15 protein-coding genes and 2 pseudogenes are annotated in these 18,321 nt (G+C 70.9%); 9 read left to right on the forward strand and 8 right to left on the reverse strand.

Translation table 11 applies throughout. The annotated features are described in order from the left end of the window. The first annotated feature begins 18 nt into the window (after nt 1-18). The 6 genes and pseudogenes from ACQP2E_RS09425 to ACQP2E_RS09450 form a co-directional block, all read left to right on the forward strand. Nucleotides 19-864 carry a M48 family metallopeptidase gene (locus ACQP2E_RS09425; protein ID WP_433829902.1) on the forward strand — a complete coding sequence of 282 codons (846 nt, stop codon included), beginning with the start codon at nt 19-21 and terminating at the stop codon, nt 862-864. 80 nt (nt 865-944) lie between these two features. After that, entirely contained in the window at nt 945-1,724 is a 780-nt protein-coding gene (gene ppk2, locus ACQP2E_RS09430) for a polyphosphate kinase 2 (RefSeq protein WP_433829904.1), read from the forward strand. A gap of 26 nt (nt 1,725-1,750) precedes the next feature. Continuing rightward, nucleotides 1,751-1,993, forward strand: coding sequence for a hypothetical protein (locus ACQP2E_RS09435; protein ID WP_433829906.1), 243 nt, complete (start codon nt 1,751-1,753; stop codon nt 1,991-1,993). Beyond that, nucleotides 1,990-2,649 carry a potassium channel family protein gene (locus ACQP2E_RS09440; RefSeq protein ID WP_433829908.1) on the forward strand — a complete coding sequence of 220 codons (660 nt, stop codon included), beginning with the start codon at nt 1,990-1,992 and terminating at the stop codon, nt 2,647-2,649. The genes ACQP2E_RS09435 and ACQP2E_RS09440 overlap by 4 nt, the downstream gene beginning before the upstream one ends. Before the next feature lie 23 nt (nt 2,650-2,672). Continuing rightward, nucleotides 2,673-2,867 (forward strand): annotated as a pseudogene (locus ACQP2E_RS09445) (DUF308 domain-containing protein); the annotation flags it as partial. Between the two features lie 9 nt (nt 2,868-2,876). Next, nucleotides 2,877-3,218: pseudogene (locus tag ACQP2E_RS09450) on the forward strand (DUF308 domain-containing protein); the annotation flags it as partial. Between the two features lie 60 nt (nt 3,219-3,278). Here ACQP2E_RS09450 and ACQP2E_RS09455 read toward each other — a convergent pair. From ACQP2E_RS09455 to ACQP2E_RS09480, 6 genes are all read right to left on the reverse strand, one after another. Then, nucleotides 3,279-4,616: a dipeptidase gene (locus ACQP2E_RS09455; protein ID WP_433829910.1), complete on the reverse strand. Its 1,338-nt coding sequence runs from the start codon at nt 4,614-4,616 to the stop codon at nt 3,279-3,281. Then, nucleotides 4,616-5,032, reverse strand: a complete 417-nt coding sequence (locus tag ACQP2E_RS09460) for a hypothetical protein (RefSeq protein ID WP_433829912.1) — start codon at nt 5,030-5,032, stop codon at nt 4,616-4,618. Before ACQP2E_RS09460 ends, ACQP2E_RS09455 begins: the two co-directional genes overlap by 1 nt. After that, nucleotides 5,029-6,465 carry an APC family permease gene (locus tag ACQP2E_RS09465; protein ID WP_433829914.1) on the reverse strand — a complete coding sequence of 479 codons (1,437 nt, stop codon included), beginning with the start codon at nt 6,463-6,465 and terminating at the stop codon, nt 5,029-5,031. The genes ACQP2E_RS09460 and ACQP2E_RS09465 overlap by 4 nt, the downstream gene beginning before the upstream one ends. Before the next feature lie 13 nt (nt 6,466-6,478). Beyond that, on the reverse strand, nt 6,479-6,967 hold the full coding sequence (locus ACQP2E_RS09470) for a DUF2231 domain-containing protein (RefSeq protein WP_433829916.1): 489 nt from the start codon (nt 6,965-6,967) through the stop codon (nt 6,479-6,481). Between the two features lie 71 nt (nt 6,968-7,038). Next, complete coding sequence (locus ACQP2E_RS09475; RefSeq protein ID WP_433829918.1) at nt 7,039-8,259, reverse strand: threonine/serine exporter family protein; 1,221 nt, start codon at nt 8,257-8,259, stop codon at nt 7,039-7,041. After that, a complete protein-coding gene (locus ACQP2E_RS09480) occupies nt 8,256-9,500 on the reverse strand; it encodes a threonine/serine ThrE exporter family protein (protein ID WP_433829920.1) in 1,245 nt (414 codons plus the stop codon). The genes ACQP2E_RS09475 and ACQP2E_RS09480 overlap by 4 nt, the downstream gene beginning before the upstream one ends. Nucleotides 9,501-9,600: 100 nt before the next feature. Between ACQP2E_RS09480 and ACQP2E_RS09485 the strand changes: the two genes are divergently transcribed. From ACQP2E_RS09485 to ACQP2E_RS09495, 3 genes are all read left to right on the forward strand, one after another. Continuing rightward, nucleotides 9,601-11,109 carry an MFS transporter gene (locus ACQP2E_RS09485; protein WP_433829922.1) on the forward strand — a complete coding sequence of 503 codons (1,509 nt, stop codon included), beginning with the start codon at nt 9,601-9,603 and terminating at the stop codon, nt 11,107-11,109. Continuing rightward, entirely contained in the window at nt 11,106-12,215 is a 1,110-nt protein-coding gene (locus tag ACQP2E_RS09490) for a M24 family metallopeptidase (protein WP_433829924.1), read from the forward strand. Before ACQP2E_RS09485 ends, ACQP2E_RS09490 begins: the two co-directional genes overlap by 4 nt. Nucleotides 12,216-12,377: 162 nt before the next feature. Further along, a complete protein-coding gene (locus tag ACQP2E_RS09495) occupies nt 12,378-14,867 on the forward strand; it encodes a LuxR C-terminal-related transcriptional regulator (protein WP_433829926.1) in 2,490 nt (829 codons plus the stop codon). A 7-nt stretch (nt 14,868-14,874) separates the two neighbouring features. On the opposite strand, the gene ACQP2E_RS09500 is transcribed toward ACQP2E_RS09495, so the two are convergent. After that, entirely contained in the window at nt 14,875-16,617 is a 1,743-nt protein-coding gene (locus ACQP2E_RS09500) for an ABC transporter ATP-binding protein (protein WP_433829928.1), read from the reverse strand. Next, on the reverse strand, nt 16,614-18,284 hold the full coding sequence (locus tag ACQP2E_RS09505) for an ABC transporter ATP-binding protein (protein WP_433829930.1): 1,671 nt from the start codon (nt 18,282-18,284) through the stop codon (nt 16,614-16,616). Before ACQP2E_RS09505 ends, ACQP2E_RS09500 begins: the two co-directional genes overlap by 4 nt. Between the last annotated feature and the right edge of the window lie 37 nt (nt 18,285-18,321).

The following is an 18,321-nucleotide window of genomic DNA, read 5'->3' on the forward strand; positions in this document are numbered from 1 at the left end:
GCGGACAGGAGGCCCGTCGTGGCGAACGGCACCAGGTTGCGGCACCCCGCTGAACTTCCCTTCTACGTGTTCATGGTCGCCCTCAACCTGATCATCATCTGGTTGATCATCCAAGCCGCCGTCGTGGTGCCGTTCCTGCCGGAACGGTTCCAGGAATCGGGCTGGGCCACCGCTGTGCGATCGGCCCTCATCGGCCTGCTCCTGCTGGTACCCGGTCTGATCATCATCCGTGAGACGCAGCGCGCCTCGATCCGCGGCACGGCCGTCGAGCTGTCCTCGCGCCAGTACGGCGATCTGTATCGCACCGCCGACGAATTCGCCCACCGGCTCGGACTGTCCCGGCGTCCCACCATCTACCTCGGCAACGGCAACGGCACTCTGAACGCGTTCGCGGCGCAGGCGACCGGCCACGATTACGTGGTCCTCGCCAACGAGCTCTTCGTGAACCTGTACCAGAACAACCGGGAAGGTCTGCGGTTCATCCTCGGCCACGAGCTCGGGCACATCAAACTGCATCACGTCTCGCTCTGGTACCAGCTCTCGGTGGCGTACTCGGAACGGATCCCGCTGCTCGGCCCGGCGCTGTCCCGGCTGCGGGAGTACTCCTGCGACCGGCACGGCGCGCACCTCTGCCCGTCCGGCGCGACCGGCCTGGTCATCCTGGCGTCCGGCCGGCACACCGAGCACACCACCGACGTCGAGGAGCTGGTACGCCAGGGCCAGGCGCTCCGCGGTTTCTGGGTGGAGCTGGCGCAGCTGCCGCAGTCGCATCCGTTCACCGTCCGCCGCCTGGAACGGCTGTTCCGGCTGGGCCTGCTGCACGCCCGGGTGCGCGGCGAGGCCGAGTCGGGCAGGCCGGTCTGACCGCCCTCACCCCTGCGGGGTGACGTGCGGTGGGTCGATCCGGCACACGCTGTGACCACCGGCGAGGCGAGGAGAAGTGGATGGGGCACAAGGCTGACCGAGGACTACGTCCCTGGCAGGTCGAGTTGCTGAAACTTCAGGCTCACCTCGAGGCGCAGAAGCTCCGGATGATCGTCCTTTTCGAGGGGCGGGACGCGGCCGGCAAGGGCGGCGCCATCCGCCGGGTCACCCGGTTCATGAACGAGAAGCACTACCGGGTCGTCGCGCTCGGACGGCCGACCGAGGAGCAGCGCTCACAGTGGTATTTCCAGCGGTACGTGGCGCAGTTCCCGGCCGGCGGTGAGATGGTCCTGTTCGACCGGAGCTGGTACAACCGCGCGATGGTCGAACGGGTCTTCGGCTTCTGCAGTTCGAAGGAGTATCACGACTTCCTGCGCGGTGTGACCGGCTTCGAGAAAGACCTGGTCCGGCAGGGCACGATCCTGGTGAAGCTCTATTTCAGCGTCACCCGCGAGGTGCAGGCCGGCCGTTTCGAACGCCGCCGCAGCGACCCGCTGCGGCAGTGGAAGCTCAGTGAGATCGACCTGCAGGCCCAGGACCGATGGGACGACTTCACCATCGGAAAGTACGAGATGCTCCGGCGCATCAGCATCCGGCCCGCGCCGTGGCTGATCGTCCGCTCCAACCACAAGGGACGTGCCCGGCTCAACTCCATGAAGGTCATCCTCAACGCTGTCGACTACAAGGGACGCGACCGGACGCTGGACTTCGCGCCGGACCCGGAGATCGTCGTGGCCGGCGAGCAGGAGATCGCTCTGATGGAAGCCGAGCGCAGACATAGCGGCAAGTTCACCGGATAGCTGTCCGGCGGAGGGAGGGGCAGCTCATGCCCGACGCGACATACCAGGTGCGGGTCTCCGGAGTGATTCCCGCGAACGTCCTCGAAGAGTTACCGGATCTCACCGTCAGCGTCTCTCCACCGGAGACGATCCTGCACGGCTCGTTGCCCGACCAGTCGGCGGTGGTGGGCCTGATCTCCCGGATCCACGGGCTCGGTCTGCGGCTCATCGAGGTACGCAGGCTCCCGGCCGAGGATGATCCGGATGCGCCGCCGGGCATCGCACGTTGAGCACCCGGCCGGCGCGCGGCGGATACGGCGGCGTGCTCGTGATGATCCTGGCGACGTACCTCCTGGCGCTGGTCGCCGAGAATCGATGGCTGGTGGCGTTGCTGCTGTTCGTGCAGACCTTCACGGTCTGGCACCTGCTGCGGGTCGCCGGTGCCCGTGCGGGCTTCCGGCTCGCGGCGGGGCTGGTGTTCCTGCTCGCGCTGGTGGCGGCGGCGGTCAACATCCTGGCCCAGGAGTCGCCGCTGGTCGGGTGGACGTTCTTCGCGGCCAGCGCGCTCTACCTGCTCGCCCCGTACCCGATCGTGAGGGATCTGGGCCGCCGCGGGCGGGTCGACCGGCAGACGCTGCTCGGTGCGCTCGCCGCGTACCTGCTGATCGGGATGTCGTTCGGGTTCGCGTACGAGTGCATGGCCGTCCTGCAGCCCGGACCGCTGTTCGGCTCGGAGGGTGATCCGGGCCTCGCGGACGCCCTCTTCTTCAGCTTCGTCACGATGACCACGACCGGTTACGGCGACCTGGTCCCGGACGGGAACCCGGCGCAGAGCCTGGCCGTGCTGGAAGCGCTCATCGGCCAGCTCTTCCTGGTCACTGCGGTGGCGAAGGTGGTCGACAACTGGCGTCCCGGCAATTGGAGCGAGCCCGATAAGGCGGGCTGAAACCAACCGAAAGGAGAAACCGGATGGACAACTCCCGTTCCTGGTACTGGGCCCGGCTCGTGCTCGGGGTGGCCGCCGTCGTGGTGGGCATCGTCGCGTTCGCCTGGCCGTCGGCGACCCTCCGGGTGATCGGCTTCCTGTTCGGACTCAACCTGCTGCTGATGGGCGTGACCCGGATGCTGCTTCTGCTCTTCTACGCGCCGAACCATCCGGTGCTCTACCGGGTCCTCGGCATCCTGCTCAGCCTCCTGGTGGCCATCGTCGGTCTGCTGTGCCTGCGCAACATCGTCGCGTCGCTGGGCCTGATGCTGGTCCTGGTCGCGATCGGCTGGATGCTCGACGGTCTCGCCGAGATCTTCGTGGCGCTCGGCTCCGGCCGGGAGGGCGGCGGCTGGCGCATCGGGCTGGGCCTGGTGGCGGTACTCGCCGGAGTCGCGATCCTGGTCTGGCCCAACATCGGCCTCGGCGCTTTCCTGTTCATCGGCGCCACCTCGGTCATCTTCGTCGGGCTGCTTCTGGTGATCTCCGCTGTCTCGGGACTGCGCGGCGCGCGTACCGTGACCGCCTGAGCAGAGACGGAAAAGCGGGTCCGGCGCAGTTCGCGCCGGACCCGCTTCCTGCCCGTCCTCCTATCCGCGATATCGCTGGAGGAACCGGGCTTCGGCGAGCGCCAGACGGGCGATCTCACCGGGATCAACGCTTTCGTTCGGCGCGTGGATGAGTGCCAGCGGCTCCTCGACGCCCATCAGGATGATCTCCGCGTCCGGGTAGGTCGCGGCGAAGACATTGCACAGGGGAATCGAGCCGCCCTGCCCGAGAGTGGTCATCTCCCGGCCGAACGCCTCCAGCATCGCCGCGGACAACGCCCGGTACGCCGGCCCGCCGGTACGCGCCTCGAAAGGCTGCCCGATCGCTTCCGGCTCGACGGTCACCCGCACCCCCCACGGCGCCGCCGCGTGCAGGTGTGCGATCAACGCGTCCTGCGCCTTCACCGCATCGGTGCCGGGCGGCACCCGCAGGTTGAGCCGGGCACGGGAGCGCGGCTGGATCGCCGCGGCCGAGCCGACCACCGGCGGGCAGTCGAGGCCGAGCACGGTGACCGCCGGACGCGACCAGAGCATGTCGGAAACTGTTCCGTCGCCGAGCAAACCGGCCCCGTCGATCAGGCCGATGTCGGAACGGAATTGTTCGGGCGGGTACGGCGCACCCTGCCAGGTCTGATCATGCGCAAGCCCGGCGATCGTGGTGTTGCCGGCCGCGTCGCGCAGGGTGGACAGGATCTGGATCAGTGCGGCCAGGGCGTCCGGCGCGGCGCCGCCGAACATTCCGGAGTGCAGTTCGCCGTCCAGCGCCTCGACCGTCACCACCACGTTGACCAGCCCGCGCAGCGTGACCGTGGCGGCCGGTACGCCCACCGCGGCGTTGCCGGTGTCGCAGACCAGGATGGCGTCGGCGCGCAGCAGATCCGGGTTGTGCTCGACGAAGTCCTCGAGCCCTCCGGTGCCCTGCTCCTCGGAGCCCTCCACGATCAGCTTGAGGTTGACCGGCACGTCGTCGCCGAGGGCGCGCAACGCGGTGAGGTGCATGACGATGTTGCCCTTGCAGTCCGCGGCGCCCCGGCCGTACCAGCGGCCGTTCACCTCGGTCAGCGCGAACGGCGGGGTGTGCCACGCCTTCTCGTCCAGCGGCGGCTGCACGTCGTAATGGGCGTACAGCAGCACGGTCGGCGCGTCCGGTCCGGCGGTGAGCCGTTCGCCGTAGACGGCGTTGCTGCCGTCCGCGGTCGGCCGGAGCGAGAGGCCGGTGAAGCCGGCCTGAGCGAACCGGTCGACAACCCAGTTCGCCGCCTTCGCGCACTCCTCGGGTGGGTACTGCCGTGGGTCGGCGACCGAGGGGATGGCGACCAGCTCGCCCAGGTCGATGCGAGCCTGGCCCATCAGGGCGTCGATGCGATCGGCGAGGCTCATCACGCCACCTCCGCGAGCTTGAGGTCGTCGACGACATCCTGGAACCGATCGAGGTATTGCGGGCAGTAGACCTCGATGATCAGGAGCTGACCCTTGACGACCTTGTTGTCGGCGATGACCGGGCGCAGGCCCGGGCCGGCCGCGCCGTTGGTGAGCTGGCCGTAGAGGACGCCCCGGCGCAGCGCGCTGCCCGGGTCGAAACAGACCGCGCCGCCGTCGTCGCCGAGTGTCCGGACGATCTGGTCGGTGGTCGGCGTCCGCATCCCGGCCGCGGACATCGCGGTACGCAACTGGAGTGCTTTCGTGGTGGCGTCCTGCGTCTGTTTGGCCTCGCTCCAGCTGAGCACCGCGACGGCGCCGAGCACCAGGATCAGCAGGCCCGCGCAGACGTAGAGGACGGTGTTGTTCCTGGTCATGCCACGGCCTCCTCGGCGGGCTCGGTCTTCCAGGTCGGCTTGCGCAGCCGCAGGAAGAGGTACGGAACGAGCAGGCCCAGCCCGAGCGCGCCGCCGGCGACGACCGCCAGATAGACGCCGATGCTGCCGGAACCGAACTGCGACGGCGGGACGAAACCGATGAGCAGCGCGGCCAGCGACGCGGTGAAGCCGATCCCGCAGAGTCCGGTGAGCATCGGTGCGCGGTACCCGCGCGGGTGGTCCGGCTGGTTGCGCCGCAGTCGCACGGCGGCCACGAACATCAGCAGGTACATGATCAGGTAGACCTGGGTGGTGATCACCGAGAAGATCCAGTACGCGCTGGAGACGTCCGGGATGAACGCGTACGCCATCGCGATCGCGGTGGTGACCAGGCCCTGTGCGACCAGGATGTTCTGCTGCACGCCGTGCTTGTTGAGCCGCTGCAGCACCGGCGGCAGGTAACCCTCCTGGCGCGAGATCAGCAGCAGGCCTCGCGACGGTCCGGCCAGCCAGGTGAGCATGCCGCTCAGCGACGCGGCGACCAGCATGATCCCGAGGATCGGGGTGAGCCATTGCGAGCCGAAGGCAGCGAATACCGCGTCGAACGCCTGCATCACGCCGGCGGTCAGCGACAGCTGCTCGGCCGGCACCACCCAGCTGATCGCGAGCGCCGGCAGGATGAAGATGACCAGCACCAGGCCCACGGCCAGGAACATCGCGCGCGGGAACTCACTGCCCGGCTTGCGCAGCGAGGCCACGTGCACGGCGTTCATCTCCATGCCGGAGTACGACAGGAAATTGTTGACGATCAGCACGAGGCTGGACAGGCCGGCCCAGGCCGGCAGCAGGTTGCTCGTGGTCATCGGGGCGGCCGACTCGTTGCCCTGGCCGAGGAAGGCGACGCCCAGGATCACCAGCAGGGTGCCCGGGATCAGGGTTCCGATGATCAGCCCGGCGCTCGCCAGGCCGGCCACGCCACTGGTGCCGCGGGACGACACCCAGACGCCGGTCCAGTAACAGACCATGATCACGAGGGCGGTCCAGACGCCGCTGGCGGCCAGGTCCGGGTTGATGACGTACGCCAGGGTGCTCGCCACGAACCCGAGCAGGCTCGGGTAATAGAAGATCGTCATGGCGAACTGACACCAGACGGCGAGGAAGCCGAGCGGCTTGGACAACCCCTGGCTCACCCAGTTGTAGACGCCGCCCTCCCAGCCGGAGGCCAGCTCCGCCGAGACCAGGGCGGTCGGCAGGAGAAAGACCAGCGCCGGGATGACGTACAGAAAGATGCTTGCCAGACCATAAACCGCCATGGTCGGTGCCGGTCGGAGACTGGCCACCGAACTCGTCGTCATCAGCGCCAGCGCCACCCACGAGATGTACGCCACCACCGGTGCCTTGCGGGTTCTGGCCGTCGTATTGCTTGCGCTCACGCTGCCCTCCGATTCACACGGTTCGAGATCGTGTCCCGGCGGCATCATCGGCGTTTTTGAATGTGGCTCGCCTCATCCCCGGCGGGCGGTTCGGGTCGGTGAACCGGCCCCCGTACCAGTAGCCGACGACCGCGCCGGCCAGGCCGAGCACCTCGATGAACAGCAGTCCGCCGTCGGCCAGCCGGTCCTGGCTGCGTACCCGCATCAGGGTGAGCACCGCGAACCAGATCAGCACACCGACGTCGAGCAGCAGACTCAGGAAGGCGACCCGGGCGGCTTCCGGGCCACGGGCGGCGAACGCGTCGAAACCTGCGGCGAGCGCGGCGATCAATCCGCCGGCCAGGCCCGCGACCAGGTTCCAGAAGGCCAGGGTGCCGACAAGCGACGGCGCGCCGAGCAGGCTCGCCAGGTCGAAGATCAGGGCCATCGCGAAAAGGCCGAGCGGGAACATCAGCAGCAACGGCTGGACAGCGTGGCCACCCAGGCGGAGTCGGCTCTGCATGCGGCTGGCCCCCTGGCGTTCACCTGGTCACCGGACGCCCTCCAGCCTGACCCGCCGGCGCCGATCAGGCCTCACCCCGGGAGGGTGACAGCCGGACGCTTCCGGGTGACCAGGGCGGCGCCCACCAGCATTCCCACCGCTATCGCGGTGAGCAGGCCGACCATGTCGGACACCCCGGTCACGCCCTGCACCGGGTCGCCGCCGATCCAGCTCTCCAGCCCGCGCAGCCCGTGCGACCCGGGCGTGAGCACATAGAAGGCGCCGAGGTACAGCACGTACGCCGGAGGCGTACCGGGCCGGCGGCCCAGCCGCAGGGCCAGGACGGTCATCGCCACCGCGCCGGTGAACGTGCCGACCGGGTCGCCGAACGACCGGGTCGCCAGCTCGGTGACGGCGGCGGTCACCAGCACCAGGCCCAGTGCCCAGCCGAAATCGCGCGGCGCCATCGAGAACGTGAACATCACCCCGGCCGCGAACAGGACCCAGCCGCCCCAGACCAGCGCCGGTCCGAGATTGCCCGGCACCGGCACGTCGAACAGGGCGCTCGGCGGTACCCGCAGCAGCACGGTCGCGACCAGCGCGCCGAACGCGAGCACCAGCAGCACCGCGACGCTGTAGATCAGCCGGGCCGCGCCGGCCGTCATCCGGTTGGCGGCCAGCTCCAGTGCGCCCGCGGTGATCGCGTCACCCGGGATGAAATAGAACAGCGCCGGCACGATCAACTGGATCGGCCCGCCGTCGATCAGCCCCCGCTCGGACAGGGTGACCACGATGGCCGAGACCAGCAGGGACGCCACGAACGGCGAGATCAGCACGAGCCGGTGCCGCCCGGCAGTGCCGACCACGAGCAGCCCGACCAGCAGGCCGGTCAGCGCCGAGATGCCGACCTGCTGCCAGGTGGCCTGCACCGAGATGCCGAAACCGACGGTGAACGCGGTCAGCCCGGCCACCTGGACCGGCCGGCTCCAGCGGGGCGGCATCGCGCGGATCTCGGCGAGCCGGGCCGCGGCGGCGTCCACCGCCAGCCCGTTACCGATGGCGGCGAGCAGCTTCTTCCGTTCGGACACCTGGTCCAGCGGAGGCACGCCGGGTTCCCGGGCGTACGCAAGGGTGCGCTCGCCGACGGTGAGCAGCGCGGCGTCGGCGAAGAAGACCACCTCGACGTCGTGGCCGTACCGGGCGGCGACAGCCCGCACGACCTCCTCGCACTCCATGGTCCCCTCGAAGCTGGAGCTCAGCAGCCACTCGGTGAGCGGGCCGAGCAGGTCGAGGAGCTCCTCGGTCGTGGTCATAGAACCCTCCGCAGCCCGTGCTCGACGGCCCGGTAGACCGGATGCCCGCAGAGCACGCCGAGCGCGACCGCCAGCATCGAGGCGACAGCGGCGGTCAGGTCCTCCGAGCCGCGGATCGAGTCCTGACCCAGGTACTCGGTCATCCCGATCAGGGTCAGCGCGCCCGGCACCAGCAGCCAGAAACCCGGCAGGAACGAGACAAGCGCCGGTGGGCCGTGCGGTAATCGTTCGACCAGGTACGCGACGACGGTCAGCACCACCGCGCCGACGAATCCGCTCAGATAACCGCCGAGCAGCTGGTTGCCGAGGTACTGGCCGGTCCACCCGGCGAGAAGGACCAGGCAGAGCCAGCCCAGCGACCGGGGCGGCCCGGCCAGCATCAGGTAGTTGCCGAGCCCGACGACAAGCGTGCCGACCCACGGCGCCCACCAGCCGATCCCGTGCGGGGCGCCGGCCGGCCCGACCTCCGGCGGCGGCACGCCGATCGCCTGAGCCGCTCCGATCAGCCCGAACGTCAGGAGCAGGAGCTGCATGATCCCGGCGACGAGCCGGCTGGCCCCGGTCACCATCTCGTACGCGGAGAGCTCCACCACGGCCATGGTCAGCATGGCCCCGGGCAGGAACGTCGCGAGTGGCGCGACCATGGCCCGCAGGTCGGCGTCGATCCACCCGGAGCCGGCCAGCAGGAACGAGATCGACGCGACGGTGAACGCGGCGATCACCGGCATCAGCATCTGCAGGTTCTGCCAGCGTGCGCCGGCCAATTTGAAGACGCCGACCAGCACGCCGAAGAAGCCGGCGACAAGCAGGTCACCGCCGGTCGGCATCAGGATCATGCAGATGCCGACGGTGAGGATGGCGTGGCCGAGGACGCGTACCACCGGGCCGAAACGGGGCCGCATGGCGACCAGCTCGAGCACCCGCCGGGCGCCGTCGGCCGGATCGACCTCGCCGCGCTCGGCGGACCGCAGCAACTGGTACAGCGCGGCGGTCTGGTCCAGCCGCAGGCCGCCGCCGAGTTGCCGGGTCGGCTCCTGGGTCACCGGCCGGCCCGGCTCCAGCGACAACATCAGGAAGGTCGGGAAGACGCTGATCCGGGCCAGCGGCGCACCGTACGCCGTAGCGACCCGCAGCAGGTGCTCCTGGATCACGTTGACCGCCTCGCCGGCCGCGGTCAGTGCGCTGCCCAGATAAAGCAGCAGCTCGTGCAGTTCCTGGTCCCTCGTGATCGGTTCCGCCATCCGCGCACCTCCGCGTTCGGACGGTAGGTGATCGAGCAACGCTTGAAATCACCCGGCGCGAAGGATGCTCCGCCCGGTGTGCACGGCGACGCTGGATCACATGTCCACGACCGGAACCGACCGCGCTGCGGGACTCGGGGTGCTGCTGGCCGCCTGCGTCTCGGCTCTCGTGGTCAACGCGAACACCTCGGCCGTCACCATCCTGCTCCCGGCGATCAGTGCGGACCTCAGCGTCCCGGTCGACACGCTGCAGTGGGCGGTGACCGGGTACATGCTGGTCGGCGCCGCGGTGATCGTCACCTCCGGCGCGCTCGGCGACGTCTTCGGCCGCCGGAAGATCTTCCTCGGCGGCCTGATCCTCTTCGTCGCGTCCTGCGTCCTGATCGCACTGTCGGACGGCGCGGCCGGGGTGATCGCCGGTCGGATGATCCAGGGTGCTGCCGGATCCACGATCCTGGCCTGCGGAATGAGCCTGCTCTCGGTTGCGTCGTCGGGCGCCGCGCAGATGAAGGCCATCACGCTCTGGGGCGCCGCGTCGGCGATCGGCGCGGCGGCCGGACCGCTGATCGGCGGTGCGCTGGTCGGCGCGACCGGCTGGCAAGGGCTGTTCTGGCTGGACGCGGCGATCGCGGCGGCCTGCATCCCGCTGACGCTGTCGTCGGTGAGCGAGTCCCGGGACCCGAACCGGCCCCGGTCGATCGACATCCTCGGCACCGTCCTGGTCGCCGTCTTCCTGGTGCCGCTGGTCCTGGCGCTGAGCGAGAGCGGGGACTGGGGCTGGTTCTCGGTGCCGACGATCTCCTGCCTGGTGATCGCGGTCCTCGGCGCTGCCGGATTCGTCGCCGCCGAGCGGCGGGCCGCCGCGCCGCTTGTCGACCTGCGGCTGCTGCGCAACCGGGTGCTGGTCGGCTCGACGATCGCGATCCTGCTGGTCGCGGGCGTGCTCAACGCGCTGATGTACCTGTTCAGCCTCTACTTCCAGGATCCCGCCACGTTCGCCATGTCGCCGCTGGACGCGGGCGTCGCGACGTTACCGGCAGCGGCCGCGATGATCGCGGTGACGCCGCTGATCACCCCGTTCGCGGTCCGGATCGGCTCGCGCCAGGCGGTCGCCCTCGGGTTCGCGCTCGCCACCACCGGCGCGGTCGCCCTGATCTTCGTGACCGAGTCCTGGTCCTACTCCGCCTTCGTGCTCCCGATGATCGCGATCGCGGTCGGGCTCGGCGTCGCCAACGGGCCCGCCTCGTCCGCTTCCACCTCGGCCGTTCCGGACGACCAGGTCGGCCAGGCATCCGGCATCTCCAACATGGCCCGATATGTCGGCGGGTCGCTCGCTGTCGCGGGCGCCGCCACGGTCTCCAGCGGCGTGACCACCGGCCGGACCGCGGACGGAGCGTCCACCGCGGACGCGCTGGCGGCCGGCCTGGCGGGGGCATCCGTGCTGCTCGCCGTCATGTCGGTCGCCGGCGTGGCCCTCTGCGTCCTGCTGGGACGGCACCGCGGGGAGAAGACGACCGCCGTGCACCTGGCGGCGGCCGCGGCCGGCACCAGCCACACCATTCCCACCCGGCCGGTGCCGGTGCCGACCTCAGGAGGCGTACCAGGATGAGCTTCACGACCAAGGACTTCACCCGCCGGATGGAACGGGCGCTGTCGCAGGCCGCCGGCGCCGGGCTCACCGGCGTGCTCGTCACCCCCGGCCCCGACCTCGTCTACTTCCTCGGATATCAGCCCACCGCGATCACCGAGCGGATCACCATGCTGGTTCTCGACGCCGACCACGACCCGCACCTGATCGTCCCGGTGCTGGAACGCCCGGACGCCGAGGCCGCACCCGGCGCCGCGGCAGTCACCATCACCGACTGGGCGGACGGCTCCGATCCGTACGCCGCCACCGCCCGGCTGCTCGACCCGCAGGGCCGTTACGCGCTCTCCGACTCGGCCTGGGCCATGCACCTGCTCGGCCTGCAGGACGCGCTCCGCGAGACCCGGTACACCTCGATCACCGGCTCGCTGCCGATGCTGCGGGCGGTCAAGGACAACGACGAACTGGACCGGCTCGCTGCCGCCGGCGCGGCCGCGGACGCGGCCTACGAGCAGATCACGACGGTACGCTTCAGCGGCCGCACCGAGCGTGACGTAGGAACCGAGCTGGCCGGGCTGCTGCGCGAACACGGACACTCCCAGGTGGACTTCACGGTGGTCGGCTCCGGCCCGAACGGCGCGAACCCGCACCACGAGATGGGCGACCGGACGATCGCCGAGGGCGACATGGTGGTGCTCGACTTCGGCGGCCTCAAGGACGGGTACGGCTCGGACACCACCCGCACCGTGCACGTCGGCGAGCCGACCGCCGAGGAGCGCGAGGTCTTCGAGCTGGTGAAAGCGGCCCAGCAGGCCGGTTTCGAGGCGGTCCAGCCGGGCGTCGCCTGCCAGGACATCGACCGCGCCGCCCGCCGGGTGATCACCGGCGGTGGTTACGGGGAGTACTTCATCCACCGGACCGGGCACGGTATCGGGCTGACCACGCACGAGCCGCCGTACATGGTCGAGGGGGAGCGGCAGCCGATGGTGCCGGGGATGTGCTTCTCGATCGAGCCGGGCATCTATCTGCCAGGCCGGTTCGGCGTGCGGATCGAGGACATCGTGACGGTCACCGAGAACGCCGGCCGCCGCCTCAACAACACCAGTCACGACCTGCGAATCGTCGCGTGACCGCCATTGATCGTCGTATATGATCTTGTGTCGTCTAGCTGATGGTTTATGACCTGCTCTGATGCGACGATGACGCACTGTGCCGTTGGCGTGACGGCCGGGCCCCTCACCACCGAGAGCCGGTTTACGCGGTCGCGCCCCGAGTCGATCACGGGGTGAGCCATGAGTTCGACGGAACAACCTGCCATAGCCGAACCGCATCTGATACGCCCGCGCTTGCACGGGCTGCTCGACGACGGCGTGCAGAGAGGGGTGACGCTGGTCCGGGCCGGTCCGGGCTGGGGAAAGACCACGCTCGCGGCCGCCTGGGCGGCCCGGCGTCCCCAGCCGGTCGCCTGGCTGACGCTGCGCCGGCTGCACTCGACCGGACCGGCCTTCTGCTCGGCGGTCGCTGCGGCGCTGCACGCCGCGTTTCCACCGGCCTCGGTGCCCGGCAGGTTCGGGCACGTCTCCGACGAGACCGGGCTGCGCCGGCTCTGCGCCGGATTCGCCCGGCCGGTCCCGCTGGTTCTGGACGACCTCCAGGCCATCGACGGCTCGCCGGCCATGCGGTTGCTCGCCGCCCTGATCCGGCGGCAACCGGCCGGGCTGCGGTTCGTGCTGCTCGGCCGGACCGAGCCGGATCTGCCGCTGCACGTGCCGCGGTCGTCCGGCAGGCTGTTCCCGATCAGCACCGCCGACCTGCGGTTCGACGACCGCGAGGCGGCCGCGCTGATCGCCATGCTGCGGCCCGGCACCGTGACCGCGTCGTCCGGCGCGATCGTCGCGGCGGCCGAGGGCTGGCCGGTCGGCCTGCGCCTGGCCGCCGTCACACATGGCAACGACCCGGGCGAGGTGATCGGCGACTACCTGACCCGGGAGGTGATCGCGGGGCAGAACGCGGCGATCCGGCGGTTCCTGATGCGGACCAGCGTCGTGGACGAGGTGTCGCCGGAGCTCGCCGACGCGCTCACCGGCAGTACCGGGAGCCGGCGCGCGCTGGCCCTCCTGGAACGACGCACCGGTCTGGTGTCCGGATCCCGGTACCACGGTCAGCTGCGCGCCGAGCTGCGCCGGACGATGCGGCGGGAGGCGCCCGACGAGGTGGCCGAACTGCACCGCCTGGCCGCCCGCTGGTACGCCGGACAGCGGCGGGCCGCCGAGGCGTTACGGCACGCCGCGGAGGCGGAGGACTGGGATTATCTGAGCCACCTGGTCGTCGCCCTCGGACCCGGCATCGCCCTCTCCGCCCAGTGGCGCACGTTCGCCGAGGTGCTCCAGCGGATCCCGCCGGAGCTGCTGATCACCACCCCGGAGTTCGTCGTCTGCGCGGCGATCCAGACCGTGTTCGCCGGCGAGCACCGTGCCCTGCCGGGGCTGATCAGCCGGGCGCGGGAGCTGATGGCCGGCCGGTCGCCGGCCGAGCGCCTCGCCGTCGACCTCGCCGTCGACATGATGGAGGCGGGCGCCGTCATGCGCGTGACCGGGGACATGCCCGGAGTGGTGGCGGCCACCGGCGGCGTCCTGGCCCGGCTGCGCGACGCCGGCCCGATGACACTGCCGATCGTGCCGTACGTGCGCGTGACCGCGAAGATCAACAAGGGTCTCGCCCTGATGTGGCTGATCCGGCTCCAGGACGCGCACCGGTACCTGAGCGAAGGCCTGGCCGAAGCCCGTGACCTCGGCATGCCGCTCGCCGAGATCAACGCGGAGGGCCATCTCGCGCTGATCGCGTACTTCCGCGGATCCCTGCGCGAGGCCGAACGGCGTGCCTGCACGGCGTACGGCCAGGCCGAGATGATCGGCGCCACCGCAAGCATCCAGGTCACCGCGGCGTGCCTGGCCCTGGCCCTCGTCGAGGTCGAACGGGACCGGCATGCCGAGGCGCAGGTGGTGCTCCGCAACTCGCAACATTCCGCCGCCGACCCGCCGGAGGCCACACTGGCTGTGGTGTCGGTACTGGTCCGGGCTCATCTGGCGCTGGCGCTCGGTGATCCCGCGGCGGCCGCGGCCGTGCTGCGGCAGGCCCGCGACGACGCCGGACCGGCACTGCGAGCGCCGCTGATCGACCGCTGGCTGGACGCCGTGCAGAGCGAGATCGACCTCGCGCTCGGCGAACCCGCACGCGTTGTGGAACGGCTGGGCCAGGTGGCCGGGCTGTCCCCGGCCGAGCTGGTCCTCCTCGGGCGGGCCCGCCTCGCCCTCGGCCAGGGCGCGGAGGAGCTCAACCGGGTGCTCGCCGGCGCCGACCCGCTCGCCGCGGTCACCGCCGGGATCACCATCGCGCTGGCGGCCGAGGCCAGGGGTGAGGCGGCCAGGGGCGAGTCAGCCAGGAGCGAGGCGGCTCGTGTCGACGCGGCGCGCGGCGCGGCCGCAGCGGCCCGGGCCGTCGCGCTCGCCGCACAGGAGGGTGTCGCCCGGCCGTTCCGGATCCTGGGCGCGGAACATCTGCGCAAGCCGGAACCGGATGCGACCCTGGCCGAGCCGCTGACCGAACGCGAGATCGAGGTCCTCCAGTTCCTGCCCTCGGTGCTCACCGCCAGCGAGATCGCCACCGAGCTGGGAGTCTCGGTCAACACGATCAAGGCACACCTGAGGTCGATCTACCGGAAGCTGGGCGCGGCCCGCCGGCGCGAGGCGGTGACCCACGCGAACGGGCTGGGCCTGCTCTAGCTCGTTCTCAATTCGTCTGCCAGGCCTTCCACAGCTGGGCGTACCGGCCGCCGGCCGCCAGCAGCTGCTCGTGGCTGCCCTCCTCGGCGACCCGGCCCTCGTCCATGACCAGGATCCGGTCCGCCGCGGCCGCCTGGGTGAGCCGGTGCGCCACGATCAGCGTGGTCCGGCCCTCGGTCGCGGCGACCGCGGCCCGTTCCAGATCACGGGCGCCGGAACTGCCCGCCTCGGCGGTCGCCTCGTCCAGGACCGCCACGTCCGGGCCGGCCAGGATCAGCCGGGCCAGGGCGAGCTGCTGGGCCTGGCCGGCGGTCAGCCGGTGCCCGCCCTCGCCGACGTGGGTGGCGAGGCCGTCCGGCAGGGCGCGCAGCCAGCCGCCCGAGCCGGTCCGCTCCAGCGCGGCGGTCAGCTCGTCGTCGCTCGCGTCCGGCCGGGCCAGGCGCAGATCGTCGGCGAGCGGTCCGGTGAAGACGTGCACCTCCTGGCTGACCAGGGCGATTCGCCGCCGGGTCGCGGATTCCCCCAGGTCGGTCAGGGGTACGCCACCAAGCCGTACCGCCCCGTCAGAAGGCGGGATGATCCCGGCGGCGATGGCGGCCAGAGTGGTCTTGCCGGCGCCACTGGCACCGACCAGGGCCACCCGTTCCCCGGGCTCGAGGGTGAGCGTGACGCCGGCGAGGACCACCGGCCCGCCCTCGTAACGGTGTTCGGCGACGGTGACCTCGAGCCGTGCTCCACTCGGCTTGAGCGGCGCGGCCTCAGGAGGCAGCGGCAGCGACGCGACCCCGACCAGCCGGGCCAGGCTCGCCCCGGCCTGCAGCACGGTGTCCGCCTCCATCAGCAGCAGACCGATCGGGTTGAACAGCCGGTGGAAGTAGAGCGCCGCCGCGGTAGCCGCACCGACCGACGCCATGTCCTCGCGGACCAGCAGGAACCCGGCGATCAGCACGGCCGACAGCCCGACCAGCTCGGCCCGGTTGATCCGCGAGCTGAACCGGGTGTAGATGGTGAAGACGTCCAGCGCCAGATCACGGGTGACCTGCGACCGCTGCTCGATGAGATCCGTCTGCTCCCGCTCCCGCCGGTACGCGCGTACCGTCGCTGCTCCTTGCAGTGCCCCCGCCATGGCCTGCGCTCGTTCCGACGAGGCGACCCGCTCCTTGACGTAGTAGGGAACGGAGAGCGGGAGGTACCAGCGGAGCGCGAGGGCGTACCCGGGCGCGGCGGCGAGGCCGGCCAGGCCGAGCCGCCAGTCCAGGGCGAAGAGCCCGGCCGCGGTGAGCACGATGGACAGCAACGCGCCGACGAAGAGCGGCCCGCCACCGGTGATCGCGGTCGCGACCACAGCGACGTCGTCACCGGTACGCGCGACCAGATCCCCGGTGCCGACCCGCTCCAGCGTGGCCGACGGCAGGTGCAGCGCCCGGTCGACGACCCGTTCCCGCAGCCGGGCCAGCACGGTCTCACCGAGCCGGGCGAAGACCGCCGCCCCGGCCGCGGTCAGCAGACCACCGACGACCGCGGCAGCCGCGATGACGGCGACCCGGTACAGCAACTGTTCGGTTCCGGCGCCCGCGATCACGTCGTCGACGAGGCGGCCCAGCACCCACGGCGCGACCAGGCCGGTCGCCGACGCGCCGACCAGCAGGACCGCCGCGGCCGTGCTCAGACCGGGCAGCCGGGCGAACTCGGCCCGGGTCACCGCCCACGTCTCGCGGGCGGTGGCGGTGGGCAGAAGCGGCCGGCTCATCGGAGCACCATTTCCCGGTAACGCGGCTGCGCCGCGACAAGTTCGTCGTGGGTTCCCTCGGCGACCACCGTGCCGCCGTCCAGCACGGTGACCCGGTGTGCCGCCCGCAGCAGTGCCGGACTGCTGGTGATCACGATGGTGCCGCGCGGTGACTGCCCGCGTGCCTCGGCGAGCCGGTCCGCGATCAGCGCCTCGGTGACCGCGTCCACGGCGGTCGTCGGGTCGTGCAGGACCAGCACCGGGGGATCGGCGGCGAACGCCCGCGCGAGCGCGACCCGCTGCCGCTGGCCGCCGGAGAGGTTGGCGCCGCGTTCGACAAGCTCGTGGTCGAGACCTCCGGTCAGCACGTCTTCCGCCGCGGCCGCGTGCACCGCCGCCAGCAGCTCCTCGTCGGGGCGGTCGCCCAGGTTCTCCCTCAGCGACCCCTCGAACAGCGTCACGTTGTGGTGCTCCACCAGCACCACACCACGGGCCTCGGCGATGGCGAGGGTCTCCGCGGGCACGCCGTCGATGCGTACCGTTCCCTGGTATTCGTCCTTCGCCACATTGCCGGCGAGCAGGGCGAGCAGCGCCTCGGCGTCGCGCGGGTCGTAGGCGAGCACCCCGAGCACCTCACCGGCTCTCACGCTCAGGCCGAACCGCTGGAGTCCACCGTACGAAATGTCGTGAAGAACGACCCGGTCGGAAGCCGGCGCCGGAACGCGTCCTTCACCCGGCGTGATCGCCGGCGGCGCGTCGAGAACCTTCGACACGCGCCCGGCGGAAGCACGCGCGGTCGCGAACAGCTGCACGCACCAGCCGAGCGTCTGCACCGGCTCGGCGATGAACTGCGCAAGACCCACCACCGCGACCAGCTCACCGATCGTGATGTCACCGCGCAGCGCCAGCCAGCCGGCGACACCGGTGATGGCCGCGAGCAGCAGACCGTTCACCGCGGTGGTCAGGCCCAGATGCAGGCCCTTTGTATTCGCCGTCCGCAGCGTCTGCACCAGGGTGTGTTTGCTTGCCGCCGCGTAGCGCTCGGCGGCATGGTGCTGCGCGCCGATTCCGCGCAGCACCCGCAGGCCGGTCACCAGATCGACCGCTGTCGCGGTCGTTTCGGCAAGAGCCGCCTGCTGGGCGTCACTGCGGCGAGTGAGCAGCGGCGCAAGCCACTGCAACGCAAGAAGCGCCAGGGGTACGACTACCAGCACACCGATCCCGAGAGGCGGATCGACGACGATTAGTGCGACGGCGGAGACGAGCAACGCCGTGCACGCCGCCGCGGACAGCCCGACCGCCCGGATCGCGTCCACCGCGTGCTCGGTGTCACCGGCCGCCACACTGAGCAGCTCACCGTCACGCAGCCCGGTTTTGCGGCCACGCGGGTCCAGCGCCCGCTCGGCGATCTCCACCCGGAGCAGGTGCGCTTCCCGCTCAGCCGCCCCATAACTCAGCCGCGACCCGAACCGCCAGGCCATCGCCAGCACGGTGAACAACACGGTCAGCCCGGCCAGGGTCAGGACGAGCGCGCCGATGTCCGAAGTGGCCACGGCCCGGTCGATGACCAGCCCGATGACAACCGGCACCAGCGCCTCGGTGGCCTGATGCAGACAGAGCAGCGCCACCCCGCCGGCCAGGCGGCCGCGGTGGCGCTTGATCGCGCGAAGAAGCAGGCTTCGTTTCATGGTTAGGCCACCCTAACCAACAGGTCAGCGGGTCTTC

This window comes from Actinoplanes sp. CA-015351 (assembly GCF_050955685.1).
Taxonomy (GTDB): Bacteria; Actinomycetota; Actinomycetes; order Mycobacteriales; family Micromonosporaceae; genus Actinoplanes.